Origin of the sequence: Agrobacterium larrymoorei, assembly GCF_037722385.1 — a bacterium.
GTDB classification, from domain to species: domain Bacteria; phylum Pseudomonadota; class Alphaproteobacteria; order Rhizobiales; family Rhizobiaceae; genus Agrobacterium; species Agrobacterium larrymoorei_C.
Map to the genome: position 1 here is coordinate 522715 of NZ_JBBKAQ010000003.1, position 17151 is coordinate 539865.

Below are 17151 nucleotides of genomic sequence, written 5' to 3' on the forward strand. Positions count from 1 at the left end.
CCCGGATCGCTCCGGGCTTCGTTGATCGTCTTACTCTGCTGCTTCCTGGTACTCGCTCATCGGCGGGCAGGTGCAGATAAGATTTCGGTCGCCATAGACATTGTCGATGCGGTTGACCGGCGACCAGTACTTGTCGACCCGGAAGGAGCCGGGCGGGAAGCAACCCTGTTCGCGGCTGTAGGGGCGGTCCCATTCGCCGACGAGGTCTTCGACGGTGTGCGGAGCGTTCTTCAACGGGTTGTTGAGCTTGTCCGCACGGCCTTCCTCGATATCGCGGGCCTCCTGACGGATTGTCAGCATCGCATCGCAGAAGCGGTCGATTTCCGCTTTCGTCTCGGATTCCGTCGGTTCGATCATCAGCGTGCCGGCCACCGGCCAGCTCATGGTCGGCGCGTGGAAGCCGCAATCGATCAGGCGCTTTGCCACATCATCCACGGTCACACCGCAGCTGTCGTTCAGCGGGCGCGTGTCGATGATGCATTCATGCGCCACACGACCAGCCTCTGACTTGTAGAGCACGTCATAGGCGCCCTTAAGCCGCGCTGCGATGTAGTTGGCGTTGAGGATCGCTACCTTGGTCGCCTGCGTCAGGCCTTCACCGCCCATCATCAGGCAGTAGCTCCAGGAGATCGGCAGGATGGATGGAGAGCCGAACGGAGCTGCGGAGACGGCACCAGAGCGACCGTCGCTTGCCGGGTGACCGGGAAGGTAGGGGGCAAGGTGCGCCTTGACGCCGATCGGGCCCATACCGGGGCCGCCACCGCCATGCGGAATGCAGAAGGTCTTGTGCAGATTGAGGTGGCTGACGTCGGAACCGATGTCACCAGGACGGGAGAGGCCAACCATGGCGTTCATGTTGGCGCCATCCAGATAGACCTGTCCGCCATGCTTGTGCACGATGTCGCAGATTTCGCGAACCGTCTCTTCAAACACGCCGTGGGTGGACGGATAGGTGATCATGCAGCATGAGAGGTTCTCCGCATACTGCTCTGCTTTTGCTCGGAAATCATCGATGTCGACATCGCCGTTTTCCTTAGCCTTGACCGGAACGACCTTCATACCAACCATTTGTGCAGAGGCAGGGTTGGTGCCATGGGCCGACGTTGGGATAAGGCAGACATCGCGATGCGCGTCTCCACGAGCCAGATGGTAGTTGCGGATCGTCAGCAGGCCCGCATACTCGCCCTGCGCGCCGGAGTTTGGCTGCATGGAGAAGGCATCGTAACCTGTGACAGCGCAAAGCTTGGCGGAGAGATCGTCGATCATTTCCTTGTAGCCCAAAGCCTGATCGGCAGGGACGAAAGGATGGATGTCGGAGAATTCCGGCCAGGTGATCGGCAGCATTTCCGCGGTTGCGTTTAGCTTCATGGTGCACGAACCGAGCGGGATCATCGCCCGGTCGAGTGCTAGGTCGCGGTCCGAAAGACGGCGGATATAGCGCGTCATTTCGCTTTCGGCGCGGTTCATGTGGAAGATCGGATGCGTCATGTAAGCACTTGTACGCAAGAGATCTTTTGGCAGTCGATAATCCGGCTCAAAGTCGGAAATCGAGAAGTTGCCGCCAAAGGCGCGCCAGACCGCTTCAAGCGTTGCCGGGCGGGTGCGCTCATCAAGGCTCATGCCGATCTTGGTGGAGCCCACCTTTCGAAGGTTCACACCTTCGGCAACCGCCGCCCGCAGGATCAGCGCCTGCATGTGGCCGACCTCGACGGTGATCGTGTCGAAAAAGGTCTCAGGCTCAATCTTGTAGCCAAGCTTCTCCAGACCCTTGGCCATCAGCACTGCCTTCTGGTGCGTCTGCTGAGCGACTGCCTTGATGCCCTGCGGGCCGTGGAAGACGCCATACATGGACGCCATGACGGCAAGCAAAACCTGCGCGGTACAGATGTTGGAGGTCGCCTTCTCACGGCGGATATGCTGCTCGCGGGTTTGCAGCGATAGGCGATAGGCACGGTTGCCTCGGGCGTCGACAGACACGCCGACAAGACGACCCGGCATTGAACGCTTGTGGGCATCCTTGACCGCCATGAAGGCTGCATGCGGGCCACCGTAACCAACCGGAACGCCAAACCGCTGCGAAGAACCGATCGCAATATCCGCGCCCATCTCACCCGGAGACTTGAGCAGCGTCAGCGCCAGCAGGTCGCAGGCAACGGCGGCGATCGCACCTGTCTGGTGAAGGCGGGAGATCAGGCCCGAGAAATTGCTCACATGGCCATGCGTACCGGGATACTGGAAAATCGCGCCGAAGACATCGACGGGATCGAGATCGGTGAAGGGATTGCCGATGACGACTTTCCAGCCAAGCGGCGCGGCGCGCGTTTCGATCAGCGCGATAGTCTGCGGATGGCAATTGGCATCGACGAAGAAAGCGTTCGCCTTGGACTTCGCCACGCGCTGGCACATGGACATGGCTTCGGCCGCAGCCGTTGCTTCATCGAGAAGCGAGGCGTTGGCAACGTCGAGGCCGGTCAGGTCGCAGATCATCGTCTGGAAGTTGAGAAGCGCTTCAAGACGGCCCTGCGAGATTTCCGGCTGGTAGGGCGTGTAGGCCGTGTACCAAGCGGGGTTTTCCAGAATGTTGCGCTGGATCACCGGCGGTGTGATCGTGCCGTAGTAGCCCTGGCCGATCAGCGAGGTCAGAACCTTGTTCTTATTCGCCGTCTCGCGCATGCGGTCGAGTGCTTCGCGTTCGGTCAACGCTGCACCCCAGGCAAGCGGGTCCTTCTGACGGATGGAGGAGGGCACGGTTGCGTCAATGAGCGCGTCGAGGCTCTTATAGCCAATGACCTTGAGCATCTCCTCCATTTCCGCCGGCGACGGACCGATATGACGACGATTGGCGAAGTCATAGGGCTGGTAGTCGGTGAAATGAAATTCAGTGGGCGTGTTCATTACGCGACCAGCTCCTTATAGGCGGCTTCATCGAGCAGCGCATCGGCATCGGCTGTGTTGGAAAGCTTCAGCTTGAAGAACCAGCCGGCACCCTGCGGATCGGAGTTGACCAGCGAAGGGTCGTCAACGATCGCCTGGTTGATCTCGACGATCTCGCCGTCCAGCGGACAATAGACGTCAGACGCAGCCTTGACGCTTTCAACGGTTGCGGCTTCGCCGTTCTTGGAGAAGGTCGCTCCGACGTCCGGCAGTTCAACGAAAACCAGATCGCCGAGTTGTTCTGCGGCGTGCGTGGTGATCCCGACGGTGGCGACATCGCCTTCGATCTTCAGCCACTCGTGTTCCTGGGTAAATTTCAGCATGGGTTTCTCCGCAGATTAGCGCTTGTAGGTTGGCGTGATGAAGGGCAGGGCGGCGACGGTGACTGGCAGGTACTTGCCGCGCACCTCGGCAAAGATCGCCGTGCCGGGTGTCGTGTAGTCGGTGGGCACGTAACCCATGGCAACGGGACCTTCCACAGTGGGGCCAAAGCCGCCAGAGGTAACCTCACCGATCTCGGTCTTGCCTTCGGCATCGGCAAACAGCTTGGAATGACCGCGCACCGGCGCCTTGCCTTCGGGCTTCAGACCGACGCGGCGACGGCTCCTGCCGTTGCCAAGTTCACCGAGAATGCGATCCGCACCCGGAAAGCCGCCTTCGCGGTCACCGCCGGCACGACGCGCCTTCTGGATGGCCCATTCCAACGATGCTTCGATCGGTGACGTTGTGGTGTCGATATCGTTGCCATAGAGGCAAAGACCGGCTTCGAGCCGAAGACTGTCGCGCGCACCAAGGCCGATGGCTTCGCAATCGGGATGTTCGAGCAGGGCCTTTGCGATCTCCTCAGCCTTGTCGGCCGGAACGGAGATTTCGAAACCGTCCTCTCCAGAATAACCGGAGCGCGACACGATGCAGGGAACGTCATGCAGCGGAATTTCGCGCACATCCATGAACTTCATGTCGGAGACGCCCGCCCAGAGTTCCGCGAGAACGGCTTCCGCGCGCGGACCCTGAAGCGCGATCAGCGCCCGATCGTCAAGCAACGTGATCTCGCAGTTGTCGGAAAGATGCGCCTTCATATGTGCAAGATCGGCATCCTTGCAGGAAGCGTTGACGACAACGAACAGATGGTCGCCAAGATTGGTGATCATCAGGTCGTCAAGGATGCAACCGTTGTCATCGGTGAAAAAGCCGTAGCGCTGGCGGCCAGCCTTGAGGCTGAGGATATCGACAGGGACCAGCTTTTCCAAAGCAAGGGCGGCATCTTCTAGCCTGCCGGACTTCGCCTTCACGATGACCTGGCCCATGTGGGAGACATCGAAGAGCCCAGCGGAAGCACGGGTGTGAAGATGCTCCTTCATAACGCCTGCAGGATACTGCACAGGCATGTCGTAGCCCGCAAAGGGCACCATGCGGGCACCAAGCGACACATGCAGGGAATGGAGTGGGGTGACTTTCAGCTCGGCTGTATCGGCCAAGGATGCCTCCGGGGTAGCGCGTTCGCGCGGGCTCATGTTCGTGACACTCTGCGAGCGTCGGGTTCAAGAGCCCCCTCTGTCCTTGTCGCCTGAGATTGTTATCCCTTCGGCGAGCCTGCCCTTATAAGTGCAAGGAGGCTTCTCTCCAGAGTTCCGTTCGACCGTTGGTCCTTTTGCCTGAGAGTTTCCGGGGCGGTTGCTCCTTCGGCACCGCATTGAAGCGGTTTCTCCCAACGATATGGAAGCTCATTATCTGTGAAGCTCTCAGATTGGCAAGGACCAAATGACGCAGGTGAACAGTTTTTTGTTCAACCTGCGTCATCAGCCTGTCGTTCGATTGGTAACGCCGTCCCGCGAAGTTGGCTGGAACTCAGCTATCCTTCTTCTCCGGAAGCTTCTTGCGTTTGGTGGATGCCATATCGTCAAGTTCTTTCTCTGTCATGGACTTAGCCATGCTTTTTGAAGCGCCTTGTAAACGGGATTTCGGCATGTCGCCGCGCTTTGCGGCAAGCGCCGCACCTGCGGCTTTTTGCTGTGCTTTGGATTTTGCCGGCATTGTTTCGACTCCTCGCTGAAGTGTTAAGTCCTGCGTGGGCAAACGTCGACCGCAGAGAGGTGTTCCGCGACACGCTGGTTGCTCTTTGATTTTGGATCAAAGCGCGGTATCGGAGTGACCATGAGGGTGTTCGAAAGCAAAAAGACAAAGACAGTTGAGTCTGTGCTGCGCATGGTCTGCGCCGTGCTGATGCTGTCCCTCGGCTTCGCGCATAAGCCGGTTCTGGCTGCTCCAGTTGCTGCACTTGATGAGGCCTACCGGTTGCCGGATGGCACCTTTGCCGAGATCTGCTCTGAGCATCTGCCGCAGAATCGTTCTCAGCACGGCAAGCATGAGGGCGGTGCAATCCTCTTCTGCGAGGCTTGCCTGCTGGCATCCTCTATCCTTCTCCCAACGCCACTTGGAGATGAGTGCCTCAATCTCAATCCGGTGTCGCTCGAAAATGCGCTTCTGCAGCCGCAAGTTTCGGTCACGCTTTCAGACCTGCGCACCAACCGCGCGCGCGGGCCGCCATCCTCATCTTTCTGATCCCGTCGCAAACAACGCCGCAGTGCGGCACTTCTAAAAAAGCGGACTGCCAGATCAAGCAGCCGTAAGGATCGAAAGATGACAACCATCAAGCACGCCGCATTCGCAGCTTTCGCGGCCACCCTCTCGACTACCTCAGCCTTCGCTCATACGAGCTTCGTTAACGGTACGGCGGAGGAGGACAGCACCATCGTCGCGGCCCTTCAGGTGCCTCATGGCTGCGACGGCGGTCTTGCGACGACAGAGGTGCAGGTCGTTCTGCCTGAAGGCTTCATTTCCGCTAAACCGCAGCCAAAGGCAGGTTGGGAATTGGAGATCATTAAGGGCGACTACCAGAAGACCTACAAGAACCATGGAAAAGACGTGAAGAGCGGGCCAGTCGAGATTCGCTGGAAGGGTGGCAACCTGCCGGACGATTTCTACGACACCTTCAACATCCAGGGTAAGATTGCAGGTGTTGCGCCAGGCACGACGCTTTCCTTCAAGGTAAAGCAGCTTTGCGGCGACAAGGGCACCGCAAGCTGGGATCAGATTGCGGCAGAGGGCCAGGACCCTCACTCACTGGACAATCCCGCACCAGTCATCCGCATCACGGCCAAGCAGAATGCAGACGGTGAGGGACACGCGCACCATGATCATGGTGCCATGGCAGAAGCCGGTGGATCAGCCGCTGTGGTCAAAGCAGGAGATCTGGAATTATCGGCCGCATCCACGAAAGCCATGCTGCCCGGACAACCGGTTGGTGGCGGCTTCGTCACCATCCGCAACACCGGAAGTTCCGACGATCGGCTTGTTTCCGTGTCGTCGCCTTTGGCAGGTCGCGCCGAAATCCACGAGATGGTCATGGCTAATGACGTCATGAAAATGCGCAAGCTGAATGATGGTATCGCCGTGCCGGCCGGTCAGACGGTGGAGCTTTCGCCAGGCGGTCTCCATTTCATGTTCTTCAACGTCAAGAAGCCGTTCGCCGAAGGCGATAAGGTGCCGGTCACGCTCACTTTTGAAAAAGCCGGTCAGGTTTCGATTGAGCTTCCGGTTGGTCCCGCCAATGCGGGCGAGGGCAAGCACAATCATAACTGAGTCTAAAAAGTCGGCCGCCGGGAAGCACGTGCATCTCGACGGCCATTGACGTTCAAATCGGTGTTATTTCGTCACCGTCAGCTTCGCCTGCATTCCAGCCTCATAATGGCCCTTGATATTGCAGAAGAGCAGATAGGTGCCGGGCGTCAGCTTGGCTTTCAACTGACCCTCTTTGCCGGGTTTCAGATCCGCGACTTCGCCGAGGCTTTTGAGCTTCTTTTCATCGACACGATGCTTTGCCGTGTTAAGGGGGATCATCTCGTCAGGTGACTTAAGCTTGACGAGAACCATCTCATGCTCTTCCGAGACGGCGTCGTTGTGAACCATGAAAACGGCTTCGCCAGCTTTGACTCTGGTTTTATCAAGCGTCAGCGTCATGGGCTGCCCGCCTTCACCGCCTTCATGAACCGTGATGGCAGTTGCGGCAAATGCCGGAGCTGCGAACGTAAAAGCAGCGACTGCTGCGATCGTCAGTTTTGCAAGCGTCTTCATGATGAACCTCTGTTTCAGTCTTTGCGAAAAAGAGGCTGGGTGATTTGGCTGACAGGAATCTGAACGCTGCGACGACGAGGCGAATTACTCCGACGTATCCCAATCTTCCTCATAGGCATGTCGAGCCTGCTCCAAGGTCGCCTGTGGGTTTTTACGTCCGGAGGTAAGAAGCGAGAGGGAGGGGGCTGCGGCTGTCAGGTTCGTCAAGCTATGTTCTGAGCCATCAGCACGCGTGATCTGTTTCAACTCCTTGGCAGCCTTTTCGATCTCCGTTTTGCGCGGAGCGCGCTGTGAAGCTTTTGCTCCTTCGGCTGCATAAGCCGCAATATTCGCGGAAACCGACCACACCTGCCACATTGCCAGACCTCGATAGCGATAATGGGCAATAACGTAGCAGGACGAGATTGATATCGCGCTAAACTGATAGGTTGAATTTGATCTGTATTTTAAACATCTCCGATCACTGCTCGGCAGTCAGTATTTCTTAATCCGTCGCCATGGCCTAAAGCTCAAAAACGTGATCAGCATCTATCGATAAGGCCGGAGCCTCTCACATGTCGAATATTCTTCTCGTCGCAGTCGGCGGCGCAATCGGCTCAGTCGCCCGGTACTTGGTCGGGCTTTGGGCCACGCGCCTTGCAGGGCCTCACTTTCCCTGGGGAACGCTTACAGTAAACGTCGTCGGCGCGTTTGCGATCGGCCTTCTCGTCGAAATGGTTGCACGCCGTTTCGATGCGTCCACTGAAATGAGAGCCTTCATCGTCACCGGCATTCTCGGAGGCTTCACCACATGGTCATCCTTTACCCTGGACACGATGGTGTTGTTCGAGCGTGGCGAAATCGGCTTGTCAGCCTTGTATCTTCTCGCCAGTCTGCTGGTTTCTTTTGCTGCGATCTTCGCCGGGCTGGCCTTGGGACGCGCTTTGTTTTAAAGGCAAGGCAAAGGCCGCACAGGAACGAGGCGGCAGATCAGAAAAGAAAGACTGGAATTGCCATGGCAGGTATCGAGCACATCAAGGTAGAGGCCGAAGAGGCCGGAATGCGCCTCGACCGCTGGTTCAAGATCCACTACCCCGGCCTCGGCTTCGGCCAGTTGCAGAAGCTGATGCGATCCGGCCAGGTTCGTGTGGATGGCGGACGGGTAAAGACGGATGCCCGCGTTCAACCGGGGCAGATGGTCCGCGTGCCGCCGCTCGACGTCGATGCCAAGGTGAAGAGCGGCCCGATCGGCTCCAAGGATCTGAAGCACTCGGAAGACGGTGATCTCCTCAAGCGCATGTTGCTGCATGAAGACGACAAGGTCTTCGTCTTCAATAAGCCGGCCGGCATCGCGGTACAGGGCGGCTCGGGTGTAAACCGCCACATCGATGGCCTGCTGGAAGCCTGGACGAACCAGAAGGGTGAAAAGCCTCGCCTCGTGCATCGCCTCGACCGCGATACGTCGGGAGTGCTCGTTGTCGCCCGCACGCGCGGTGCAGCGCAAAAACTGACTGCGGCCTTCCGGGAGCGCGATACCAAGAAAACCTACTGGTCTCTAGTCAAAGGCGTGCCCCGCAAGCATCAGGACAAGATTTCCAGCTGGCTGGTCAAGGAACAGACGCCAGATGGCGACCGCATGCGTATCGCCAAACATGGCGAAGAGGGTGCCGACCACGCCATTTCCTATTACCGTGTGATCGACACCGCTGCGCAGAACCTCGCCTGGCTGGAGATGGAGCCCTATACCGGCCGCACCCACCAGCTGCGCGTCCATGCGCTGCATATGGGCCATCCCATTATCGGCGACCCCAAATATTATATCGACGATCCGAACTGGGATTTCCCAGGCGGCATCCAGAAGCGCCTGCATCTGCACGCGCGCCACATCGACATTCCCCATCCGTCGGGCGGACGCCTCCGTGTCAGCGCACCTTTGCCGCCGCATATGGTGCAGACGTGGAATTTGCTCGGCCTCGATGTTGCCGATGGTGATAGGGACGATCAATGAAGCTTGTTCTTTTCGATTGTGATGGCACGCTGGTCGACAGCGTTGGCCTCATCCATGAAGTCATGGCGCGAACCTTCGTGCATTTCGGATATCCGCGTCCTGAGGTCTCCCTGACGAAGTCTATCATCGGCCTGACGCTCGATATCGCCATTGCGCGCATGCAAGGCAAGACGCATGTGGATGACGAGGCGACAGCCATGATGGCGCATTACAAGGCGATCTTTGCCGAGACGCGCGCCGAGGCTGGCTTTCAGGAGCCGGTCTTCGAAGGCATCATGCCGATGATCGAAACGCTTGCCGAGCGTGAGGACCTCTTGATGGGGGCCGTCACCGGTAAATCACGCCGTGGCCTGAATCTGGTTATGGACACGCATGGTTTTCGCAAGCATTTCATCGTCTCGCGCACGGCCGATGACTGCCCCTCAAAACCTCATCCGGCCATGGTCAGCGAATGTTGCCACGAAACCGGCATGGTTCCGGCTGATACTGTCGTCATTGGCGACGCAATCTACGATATGCAGATGGCGAAGGCTGCCGGTGCGAAGGCAATCGGCGTTGCTTGGGGCTATGCCTCCGTCGACGCGCTCTGGGCTGCAGGCGCCGATGCGATCGTCAACCATCCAAGCGAAATTCCCGGCCATATTCCGGACTGATAAGGACAGAAGATGCGTGACTTGCTGAACGATCTTTCGGAGGGCTTGAGCCATCCAGACCCGATCCGCCGGGCGCAGATCCAAATGCAGAAACCGCTGCCCAAGCGCTTCTACAAGGATGTCACCGTTGAAGAGATGGAGAACGGAACGTTTACGATCCATCTCGATGGCAAGACCTTGCGCACGCCTGCAAAAAACGCGCTGTCTGTGCCGACGAGAGCTCTTGCCGTTTTGATGCGTGATGAGTGGGATTCGCAAGCCGACCTCATTGACCCGTCGACCATGCCGATTTCCCGCCATATCAATACGGCAATCGATGGTGTCGCGAATGATCCGCAGGCCGTGTTCGAAGATATCCTTCGCTTCTCTTCGAGCGATCTCCTGTGCTATCGGGCGGGCGAGCCGGAAGCACTCGTCGAACGCCAGAGCGAACAATGGGACCCGATCATCGACTGGGCCGCAAACACGCTTGGAGCGCGCTTCATCCTGATTGAAGGCGTAATGCACCAGGAACAACCACGCGAGGCTGTTGCGGCTTTTGCCGTCACTCTGCGAAAGTACGACACGCCGATTGAGCTTGCTGCTCTCCACACCATGACCACGCTCACCGGATCGGCGCTTCTCGCGCTCGCACTGGCCGAGGGGCAGAAGTCTCTCGAAGAGGTTTGGGCACTCGCTCATCTCGATGAAGACTGGACGGCCGAGCAGTGGGGCGAAGACGAAGAAGCTCAGCAGCGCCGCGCCGTGCGGTTCACCGACATGCGCGCGGCCTCCCGCGTTCTTGCTGCAGCGCGGTAAAGGTCACGAGCAGGACTTAGAGCATTCTTAACCACGATGGATGAAGATGCACCTTGAGGGTTACCTTAGGGGGGCATCTTTCTTGTATCGGCTACTGAAGCGTTTCGCCATGGTGTTGCTGGCGTCTCTTGCGCTGATGTCCTTCAGGATTGGGCCTGAGGCGCGCGAAGGAGACCGGCTGATCTACGATGTGCGTGGTGCCTTTGTCGCAGCTCGGCCAGATATTTCTCCAGAGCTTATGCAGTCGATCCACTACCAGGTTTCCAACGCCATCAATGACACGGTGAGAGTACGTGCGCGCCCGCGCGTCGTGCTGACGATCCGTCTCGACGCCTATGCGAGAGGTTCGCTGTTCCTCGGCCAACGTGGTTCGGTAAAGGCCACCGTGCGCGCGGCGGCGGTGCAGACGGGCGAAGTCATCGCGGAAGCAAAGTTTACCGTAACCGCAGTCGCCCTTGATGGCTCCTTGATTGATCGGGATCTGGCCTTCGGCGTCGCCGAACGCGTCATCTCCGAGTTCAAGCTGAACAAAGCAGCGCCGTCGACGCTCGCCACGGCGCTCTTTCCTGGAACCCGCTAGTGCAGTTTTGGTAGGGCGTCATCGGCCGACGCCTAAGATCTCCGCATCGTTTCTTCTGATGGCGATTTCGGCCAGAGCGAGTGACGACAATCCAGCTGCAAAGAAGCCCACGGCAAGATACGTCGTGTTTGCGCTATAGAAGCCGCCGAAGCCAACCGCAAACAGGGTGGCGACGAGGCTCGATCCAGACGCTATCAAGGACGCGCCCAAGCCCGCAACATTTCCAAGCGTCTGCATTGCCATGGCATTGAGATTGCCAAACAATATGCCGATCGCGAAGAATGCGAGGAACAGCATAGACAGGAACGCCGCGAAGGGCAGGGTGCCGCTCGCACCCAGAGACGTGATCACCATCAACAGTGAAACGGTAGTAAAACCAATGAAACCAGCACGAGCCATGGTCAGGCTTCCAAGCCGTTGGACCAGCTTTGCGTTCATGAAAGACGCAAGTCCCATCGCGACGGCGAGAGCCGCGAAATAGAGAGGGAAGGTTTCTGCCACGCCGTAAGCCTCGAAGAAAAGATCGGCAGCCGTGCTCAGATAGAGAAGTTGCGCCCCGAACACCAGCCCGGTGGCGATGATCAGTAACGTCACCCGCAGGCTGGAGAGAATGCGCAAGCCGTTCAGCAATAGCAGACGCGGACGAAGTGGAAGACGCCGTGCCGCAGGCAGCGTTTCCGGATGCCGGGCCGCAAGCGAAGCGCCGAGCGCAACGGCAAGGACGAGATAAGCCATGAAGACGCTGCGCCAGCCGGCTATGGTGATGAGCCCCTGCGCAAGAGCGGGAGCCACCATTGGCACAAGGACAAACAGCGTGAACATGAAGGACATGACGCGCGCCATCGCATCGCCGTCGAACTGATCGCGTATCATGGCGCGGGTCGCAATCTTAGGACCGGAGACGCCGACGCCCTGCAGGAAGCGGCCGATCAGGACCATCTCCAAAGACTGGGCGAATAGCGCGACCACCGTTCCCAATACATAAATGCTGAGCCCACCAAGGAGTGCTGGCTTGCGCCCGAAGGCATCCGAGAGCGGGCCGATGACGAGTTCGCCGAAGGCCATGCCGAATATGAACAGCGAGATTACGTGATGCGTGGAGAGCGGTGGCGCAACGCCGAGCTCCAATCCGATCTCCCTTAGCCCAGGTAGCAAAGCGTCGATACTGAGCGAGGTAAGGGATGTCAGCAAGGCATAGAGGATCAGGCGGCTGCGGAATGACATTGGATCTAGCAGAGTTTCATAAGGGGATAAGAGGGCACCATAGCGGCCCTGCCCAGCAGAGCAACGTCTCTATCCAGCCAAGGCTCCCGGTGATCGCAAGCGACGACCAGCAAAGAGCCGCAAAACTTTGGCATGCCCCGTCAAGAAAGGAGTTTTGGGTCTCCGATGAAGGCCGTGGGCGTCATCGCTGTGACTTGCCTGAAGGCGGCTGAGAATGCCGCAGTACTTGCAAAGCCAGCCTGGATTGCCACGCGCGCTATCGGCTCACCACGAGACAACTGCTCCATCGCCCGTACAATCCGGACTCGCTGTCGCCATGCCTTCAGCGTCATCCCGGTTTCTGCGGGAAATAGCCGGCTTGCAGAACGAACCGATGTCGCAGCGCGCGATGCAAGCTCACTAAGATCAAGAGCGCTTCGATGATCTGCAATCGCGATGTCAGCAAGTCTTCGTCCCAGTGGACTCCGTGGAAGAGGTAAAAACGTCGGTGCATCGTGCACTTCGGTCAACTCGTGCAATATCAGCCTGACGATAAGCGCAGCCTTATCCGACGCCGGATCGATCGCAGCGGCCTCATCAAACAAAGCGCGAAGCAAGATGGAGACCCGCGAAACAAATGCGCGATCGGGCAGGGATGAGGGCGCCCACTCTTCGAGCGCCTGCTTTTGCAACAGCAGCATCCAAAGCTCCGCGTCGCTGATGATGTCAAGCCGGTGCGAGACGCCGCCAGGGATCCAGCCAACGAGTTGGGGTGGTACCAACCACACCCCGCGCTCGGTATGCACCTGAACCATTCCAGACGCTGCGAAGATCAACTGCGCTTCGTCATGGGTATGAAGCGGCAACGCCGCACCCCGAGGCTTCGAAACACGATGAATCGTAAAAAGTTGCCGCATATCCGTTTGGCCTTTGCGCGATGCCAATTGGCGCCATATCGAAGAAGCCTTCGGCTAGCATGAGGATCACAGACAATCAACATGGGGCTTAGGGCGCATGAAAATGAAAACAGTTCTGATCCGAGAGTACGGTAACAACGACGTCGTGGAGGTCGAAGATGTCTCGCGGCCCGAACCACAGGCTGGCGAAATATTGGCCAAGGTCCACGCCGCAGGTGTGAATCCGATCGACTGGAGAATTCGAGGCGGCGCTGGCCAGCGTATGGGACTGACACTACCGATTAGGCTTGGCAGCGAGATCGTCGGCACGATCGAAATATGTGGCGCAGGCGCCAGCAAATTCCATGAGGGCGATGCCGTATTCGGCATGGTGCCATCCGGCGGTTTTTCTGAATACGCGATCATCAAGGCAGATCACGCGGTTCACAAACCGAAGAACTTGTCTTTCGTCGAGGCCGCAGCACTGCCGCTCGCCGGGACAACAGCTTGGCAGGCACTCTTCGAAGAGGCAGGACTTTCTGAGGGACAGAGGCTGCTGATAACCAACAGCTCGGGCGGCGTTGGCTCTTTGGCTGTTCAATTCGCCAAGGCGCAAGGCGCACGTGTCACTGCTGTTGCATCTGGTCGTAATGAGCACTTTGTCCGCGGCTTGGGCGCCGACCACTTTATCGACTATACACGTCAGGCTTTCGAAGAGGTCGCCACCGATATGGATGTCGTGCTGGATACGATGGGCGGCGAGGTCTATCAGCGGGCTTTTCAGACTTTGAAGAAGGGCGGCAAGATGATCACCATCGTCGCATTTCCCCAGGATGAAGCCGAGCAATACGGCGTGACCGCCAAGCGATCCTTCACAGTACCAAGTGCGGAAAGCTTGAACAAAATCTCAGACCTAGTTGAGGCAGGAAAAGTCACGCCACATGTCGAGGCCATTGTGCCATTTCCAGACGTTCGGGAGGCACTTGCGCTATCGGAAGCCGGACGCAGTCGCGGTAAGATCGTCCTGATGTTTCCGCAGTAGCGGATATAGCTGTCACAGTATAACCTCAATACGGTCGAAGCCGTCGGCCAAGGTTCACTTCAAGAGACACGATAAGAATGTCTGTGCAGTACGGATATTCTTGTCCTGTAGGAATCATATGCCAAATTTGATTGCGATTATTGGAGCGTTGGCGGGATTGTTGTTGCTATGCTTATTTGGCTTTGTTGGTCTTGCCGCCTATTCAGCGGCACAATCTCAGTGTCCAGATGGGAGTGACTGTCATGACGCAAAGTTCGCAATGGTCTTAGCAGGGGGCATGGCGACGACAGGCCTCTTCTTGACGGTGCCGTTATGCAGAACCATCTGGCGGGCGCGGCGCCGATCTTGAGTAACTGCGACAGACGGGCTATATCCCCGCCTTGGAAATGCCAAGAGGCTTCCTAGATAAGTCGGATGCTGAAAAAGAGGAGCATCAGATGACGTCTGCACGCCGTATTACTCTCGCAAGCAGGCCGACCGGGCAACCAGGACCTGACAATTTTCGCACGGAGGAGTTTGAACTCCCAGAAGCAGGCGAGGGGGATGTCACCGTCAGGGCTCTTTATCTCTCGCTCGACCCTTACATGCGCGGCCGCATGAGCGACGCGAAATCCTATGCGGCACCTGTGCCGATCGGCGGTGTCATGGAGGGTGAGGCGATCTCCGAGGTCGTCAAATCCAGACATAATGACTTTTCACCTGGGGATATCGTGCGTGGCCGGACAGGCTGGAGCAGTCATGCCGTTATTAAAGGCGACCAACTCCGTCGAGTCGAAACGCATGGCGCGCCGATAACGACGTCGCTTGGCGCACTTGGTATGCCGGGATTTACCGCATGGGCGGGCCTGAAGTTCATTGGTCAGCCGAAAGCAGGCGAAACGGTTGCTGTTGCCGCAGCGTCGGGACCTGTGGGCTCGATGGTCGGACAGTTGGCAAAGCTTGCCGGCGCTCGCGTCGTCGGTGTTGCTGGTGGCAAGGAAAAATGCGCGTTCGTGAAGAACGAGCTTGGCTTCGACGCCGTCGTCGATCACCGCTCGGAAAGCTTCGCATCGGATCTGAAAGCTGCGTGCCCCGATGGCATTGACGTCTATTTCGAGAATGTGGGCGGTCGTGTCTGGGACGGCGTACTGCCGCTTCTCAACCAGTTCGCACGCGTACCCGTCTGCGGGCTGGTCGCACATTACAATGGCGCTGGCACTGGCGACGAGGATCGGCTACCCGCCACGATGTCGACGATCCTTCGCCAGAGCATCCTTGTCCGTGGCTTCATCCAGATCGAATTTGCCAAAGACCATTTTGATGAGTTCCTAGCAGAGATCGGCCCTCGTCTGGCTGCCGGCGAAATCCATTATCGCGAAGACATCGTCGATGGCCTTGAGAAGGCACCTGAAGCATTCACAGCGATGCTCTCTGGCGGCAACTTCGGCAAGCTGTTGGTAAAGATCGCTGAATAACGACCTTGTTCTGGCACCTGCCCATGAGCCTACGGTGCCAGAATACCTTCGTAGATGCCGCTGTCCTGCCTGCACGAGAACACTATTTGCTTGCGTCGGCCTCTAGGGTCGTGTGACAAGACTCCGGAGGGCCAGACATGAAACACCTCCGAAATCGTCAAGATAATGCGCCAGTGAAGCGGTTGAAGGTCGGATTTGTTCTGGCAAAATCCTTCACGTTGTCACCATTTGCGTTGTTCATCGATACGCTCAGGCTGGCGAGTGACGAGACTGATCATTCAGGCCGAGTCTTTGCTGACTGGCATGTTCTAGGCAGCACCAGGCACCTCATCACCTCAAGCTGCGGTGTCCAAATCGCGCCAACCAGCGACTTCATCGACCCGTCCAACTTCGATTACATCGTCGTCGTCGGCGGCCTGCTGCGCGTGCCGGAACCCGTCGATCACGCCACCATGACCTTCCTCAAATCCGCAGCAGGCAAGGGCGTACGGATGATCGGTGTTTGCACCGGCTCCTTCATCCTTGCCGAAGCCGGCCTGCTTGATGGCCATGAGGTCTGCGTGAGTTGGCTTCACTACCAGGCGTTCCAAGAGCGCTTCCCGCATCTCGTTGTGCGGCCAGACCGTCTGTTTCACTTGGAGGGGCGGCGAGGGTCTTGCGCCGGCGGCAGCAGTTCCGCAGATCTGGCAAACGTTATCGTTGAGCGTCACATCGGCCGAGACGCTGCCCGTAACGCCCTGGAAGTTCTCCAGATGGAACGAGTGCGAAGCTCAAACGCGCCCCAGTCCCGGCAGCCTTTGAAGATGCAAGTCAAGGAGCCGCGCGTCTTGGCATCGCTGATCACAATGGAGCAGCACCTGTCCGGCGATATCACGACCGAGAAGCTCGCAAAGTCCGTTGGCCTTTCCCGCAGGCAGTTGGAGCGCCTCTTCGAAATAACGATCGGCATGCCACCGGCCGCAGCATACCGCCAACTGCGCCTCGAACGCGCCTTTGAGCTTTTGACGAACACGGATCGCGAGATAACCGAGGTGGCCTTCGACGTCGGATACGTCAATCCGTCGCACTTCACGAAGTCGTTCAAGCTGGCTTTCGGCGAGACACCATCGAGCGCCAGGGCGAGGCGAGGGGCTGAGACCACAACGGAAATTGAAACCAACTAGATCTACGCCCCGCAGCGGCCTCTTTACACCTGTGCGTACGCAGCCGCCTATCTTACAAGTCTATCGACCGATCTTCCCCAGCCACGCTTGCCCCATCACCTTTGACCACTAAGCCGGACCCCAAGAGTTTGCCAAGAACTTTGCCGTTCAAAACGAGGTTTCCATCATTGTGAATGTCACGGCCAACCACGCCGGAAACAATTGCGTTTGCGCCTGCGTCAATCTTTAGCCCGCCGTACAAACGGCCTGACGATATTAGCTGGCCACCAGCCTTGACATGTGTTAGGCCCGTAACATCCGTGCTGTG

At 58.1% G+C, this 17151-nt stretch carries 18 protein-coding genes and 1 riboswitch; of the genes, 10 read left to right on the plus strand and 8 right to left on the minus strand.

Features of this window, described 5'->3' with window-relative positions; translation table 11 throughout:
• Positions 1-30: 30 nt before the first annotated feature.
• The 4 genes from gcvP to WKI41_RS07900 form a co-directional block, all read right to left on the minus strand.
• Positions 31-2895, minus strand: coding sequence for an aminomethyl-transferring glycine dehydrogenase (gcvP, locus tag WKI41_RS07885; RefSeq protein WP_340192932.1), 2865 nt, complete (start codon positions 2893-2895; stop codon positions 31-33).
• The gene (gene gcvH, locus WKI41_RS07890; RefSeq protein ID WP_111850655.1) at positions 2895-3257 is read right to left on the minus strand and encodes a glycine cleavage system protein GcvH; all 363 of its coding nucleotides are present in this window, start codon (positions 3255-3257) and stop codon (positions 2895-2897) included. Before gcvH ends, gcvP begins: the two co-directional genes overlap by 1 nt.
• A 15-nt stretch (positions 3258-3272) precedes the next feature.
• Positions 3273-4412, minus strand: a complete 1140-nt coding sequence (gcvT, locus tag WKI41_RS07895; protein WP_340192933.1) for a glycine cleavage system aminomethyltransferase GcvT — start codon at positions 4410-4412, stop codon at positions 3273-3275.
• 155 nt (positions 4413-4567) lie between these two features.
• A riboswitch (glycine riboswitch) is annotated at positions 4568-4655 on the minus strand.
• Between the two features lie 127 nt (positions 4656-4782).
• Complete coding sequence (locus WKI41_RS07900) at positions 4783-4968, minus strand: DUF3008 family protein (RefSeq protein WP_340192985.1); 186 nt, start codon at positions 4966-4968, stop codon at positions 4783-4785.
• A gap of 120 nt (positions 4969-5088) precedes the next feature.
• Between WKI41_RS07900 and WKI41_RS07905 the strand changes: the two genes are divergently transcribed.
• Both WKI41_RS07905 and WKI41_RS07910 read left to right on the plus strand, forming a co-directional pair.
• Complete coding sequence (locus tag WKI41_RS07905) at positions 5089-5496, plus strand: hypothetical protein (protein ID WP_340192934.1); 408 nt, start codon at positions 5089-5091, stop codon at positions 5494-5496.
• 78 nt (positions 5497-5574) lie between these two features.
• On the plus strand, positions 5575-6576 hold the full coding sequence (locus WKI41_RS07910; protein WP_340192935.1) for a copper chaperone PCu(A)C: 1002 nt from the start codon (positions 5575-5577) through the stop codon (positions 6574-6576).
• Positions 6577-6639: 63 nt separating this feature from the next.
• Here the strand turns inward: WKI41_RS07910 and WKI41_RS07915 are convergent, their stop codons facing one another.
• On the minus strand, positions 6640-7068 hold the full coding sequence (locus WKI41_RS07915) for a plastocyanin/azurin family copper-binding protein (RefSeq protein WP_340192936.1): 429 nt from the start codon (positions 7066-7068) through the stop codon (positions 6640-6642).
• Positions 7069-7152: 84 nt separating this feature from the next.
• Positions 7153-7425 carry a hypothetical protein gene (locus tag WKI41_RS07920; RefSeq protein WP_340192937.1) on the minus strand — a complete coding sequence of 91 codons (273 nt, stop codon included), beginning with the start codon at positions 7423-7425 and terminating at the stop codon, positions 7153-7155.
• Between the two features lie 197 nt (positions 7426-7622).
• Here WKI41_RS07920 and crcB point away from each other — a divergent pair, with 197 nt between their 5' ends.
• From crcB to WKI41_RS07945, 5 genes are all read left to right on the plus strand, one after another.
• The gene (crcB, locus tag WKI41_RS07925) at positions 7623-8000 is read left to right on the plus strand and encodes a fluoride efflux transporter CrcB (protein ID WP_340192938.1); all 378 of its coding nucleotides are present in this window, start codon (positions 7623-7625) and stop codon (positions 7998-8000) included.
• A 62-nt stretch (positions 8001-8062) separates the two neighbouring features.
• Positions 8063-9055 carry an RluA family pseudouridine synthase gene (locus WKI41_RS07930; protein ID WP_340192939.1) on the plus strand — a complete coding sequence of 331 codons (993 nt, stop codon included), beginning with the start codon at positions 8063-8065 and terminating at the stop codon, positions 9053-9055.
• A complete protein-coding gene (locus WKI41_RS07935) occupies positions 9052-9708 on the plus strand; it encodes an HAD-IA family hydrolase (protein ID WP_340192940.1) in 657 nt (218 codons plus the stop codon). The genes WKI41_RS07930 and WKI41_RS07935 overlap by 4 nt, the downstream gene beginning before the upstream one ends.
• Before the next feature lie 12 nt (positions 9709-9720).
• On the plus strand, positions 9721-10506 hold the full coding sequence (locus tag WKI41_RS07940; RefSeq protein WP_340192941.1) for an ATP12 family chaperone protein: 786 nt from the start codon (positions 9721-9723) through the stop codon (positions 10504-10506).
• Between the two features lie 82 nt (positions 10507-10588).
• Positions 10589-11086 (plus strand): hypothetical protein, encoded by a 498-nt coding sequence (locus WKI41_RS07945; protein WP_340192942.1) that lies wholly within the window; start codon positions 10589-10591, stop codon positions 11084-11086.
• An 18-nt stretch (positions 11087-11104) separates the two neighbouring features.
• On the opposite strand, the gene WKI41_RS07950 is transcribed toward WKI41_RS07945, so the two are convergent.
• Together WKI41_RS07950 and WKI41_RS07955 are read right to left on the minus strand one after the other, a co-directional pair.
• Entirely contained in the window at positions 11105-12310 is a 1206-nt protein-coding gene (locus tag WKI41_RS07950; protein ID WP_340192943.1) for an MFS transporter, read from the minus strand.
• A gap of 140 nt (positions 12311-12450) precedes the next feature.
• A complete protein-coding gene (locus WKI41_RS07955; protein ID WP_340192944.1) occupies positions 12451-13155 on the minus strand; it encodes a helix-turn-helix domain-containing protein in 705 nt (234 codons plus the stop codon).
• A 148-nt stretch (positions 13156-13303) separates the two neighbouring features.
• Between WKI41_RS07955 and WKI41_RS07960 the strand changes: the two genes are divergently transcribed.
• The 3 genes from WKI41_RS07960 (at position 13304) to WKI41_RS07970 (ending at position 16844) form a co-directional block, all read left to right on the plus strand.
• Positions 13304-14227 carry an NADP-dependent oxidoreductase gene (locus WKI41_RS07960; protein ID WP_340192945.1) on the plus strand — a complete coding sequence of 308 codons (924 nt, stop codon included), beginning with the start codon at positions 13304-13306 and terminating at the stop codon, positions 14225-14227.
• Between the two features lie 437 nt (positions 14228-14664).
• A complete protein-coding gene (locus WKI41_RS07965) occupies positions 14665-15681 on the plus strand; it encodes an NADP-dependent oxidoreductase (RefSeq protein WP_340192946.1) in 1017 nt (338 codons plus the stop codon).
• A gap of 137 nt (positions 15682-15818) precedes the next feature.
• Positions 15819-16844: a GlxA family transcriptional regulator gene (locus tag WKI41_RS07970; protein ID WP_340192947.1), complete on the plus strand. Its 1026-nt coding sequence runs from the start codon at positions 15819-15821 to the stop codon at positions 16842-16844.
• Positions 16845-17151 lie beyond the last annotated feature (307 nt).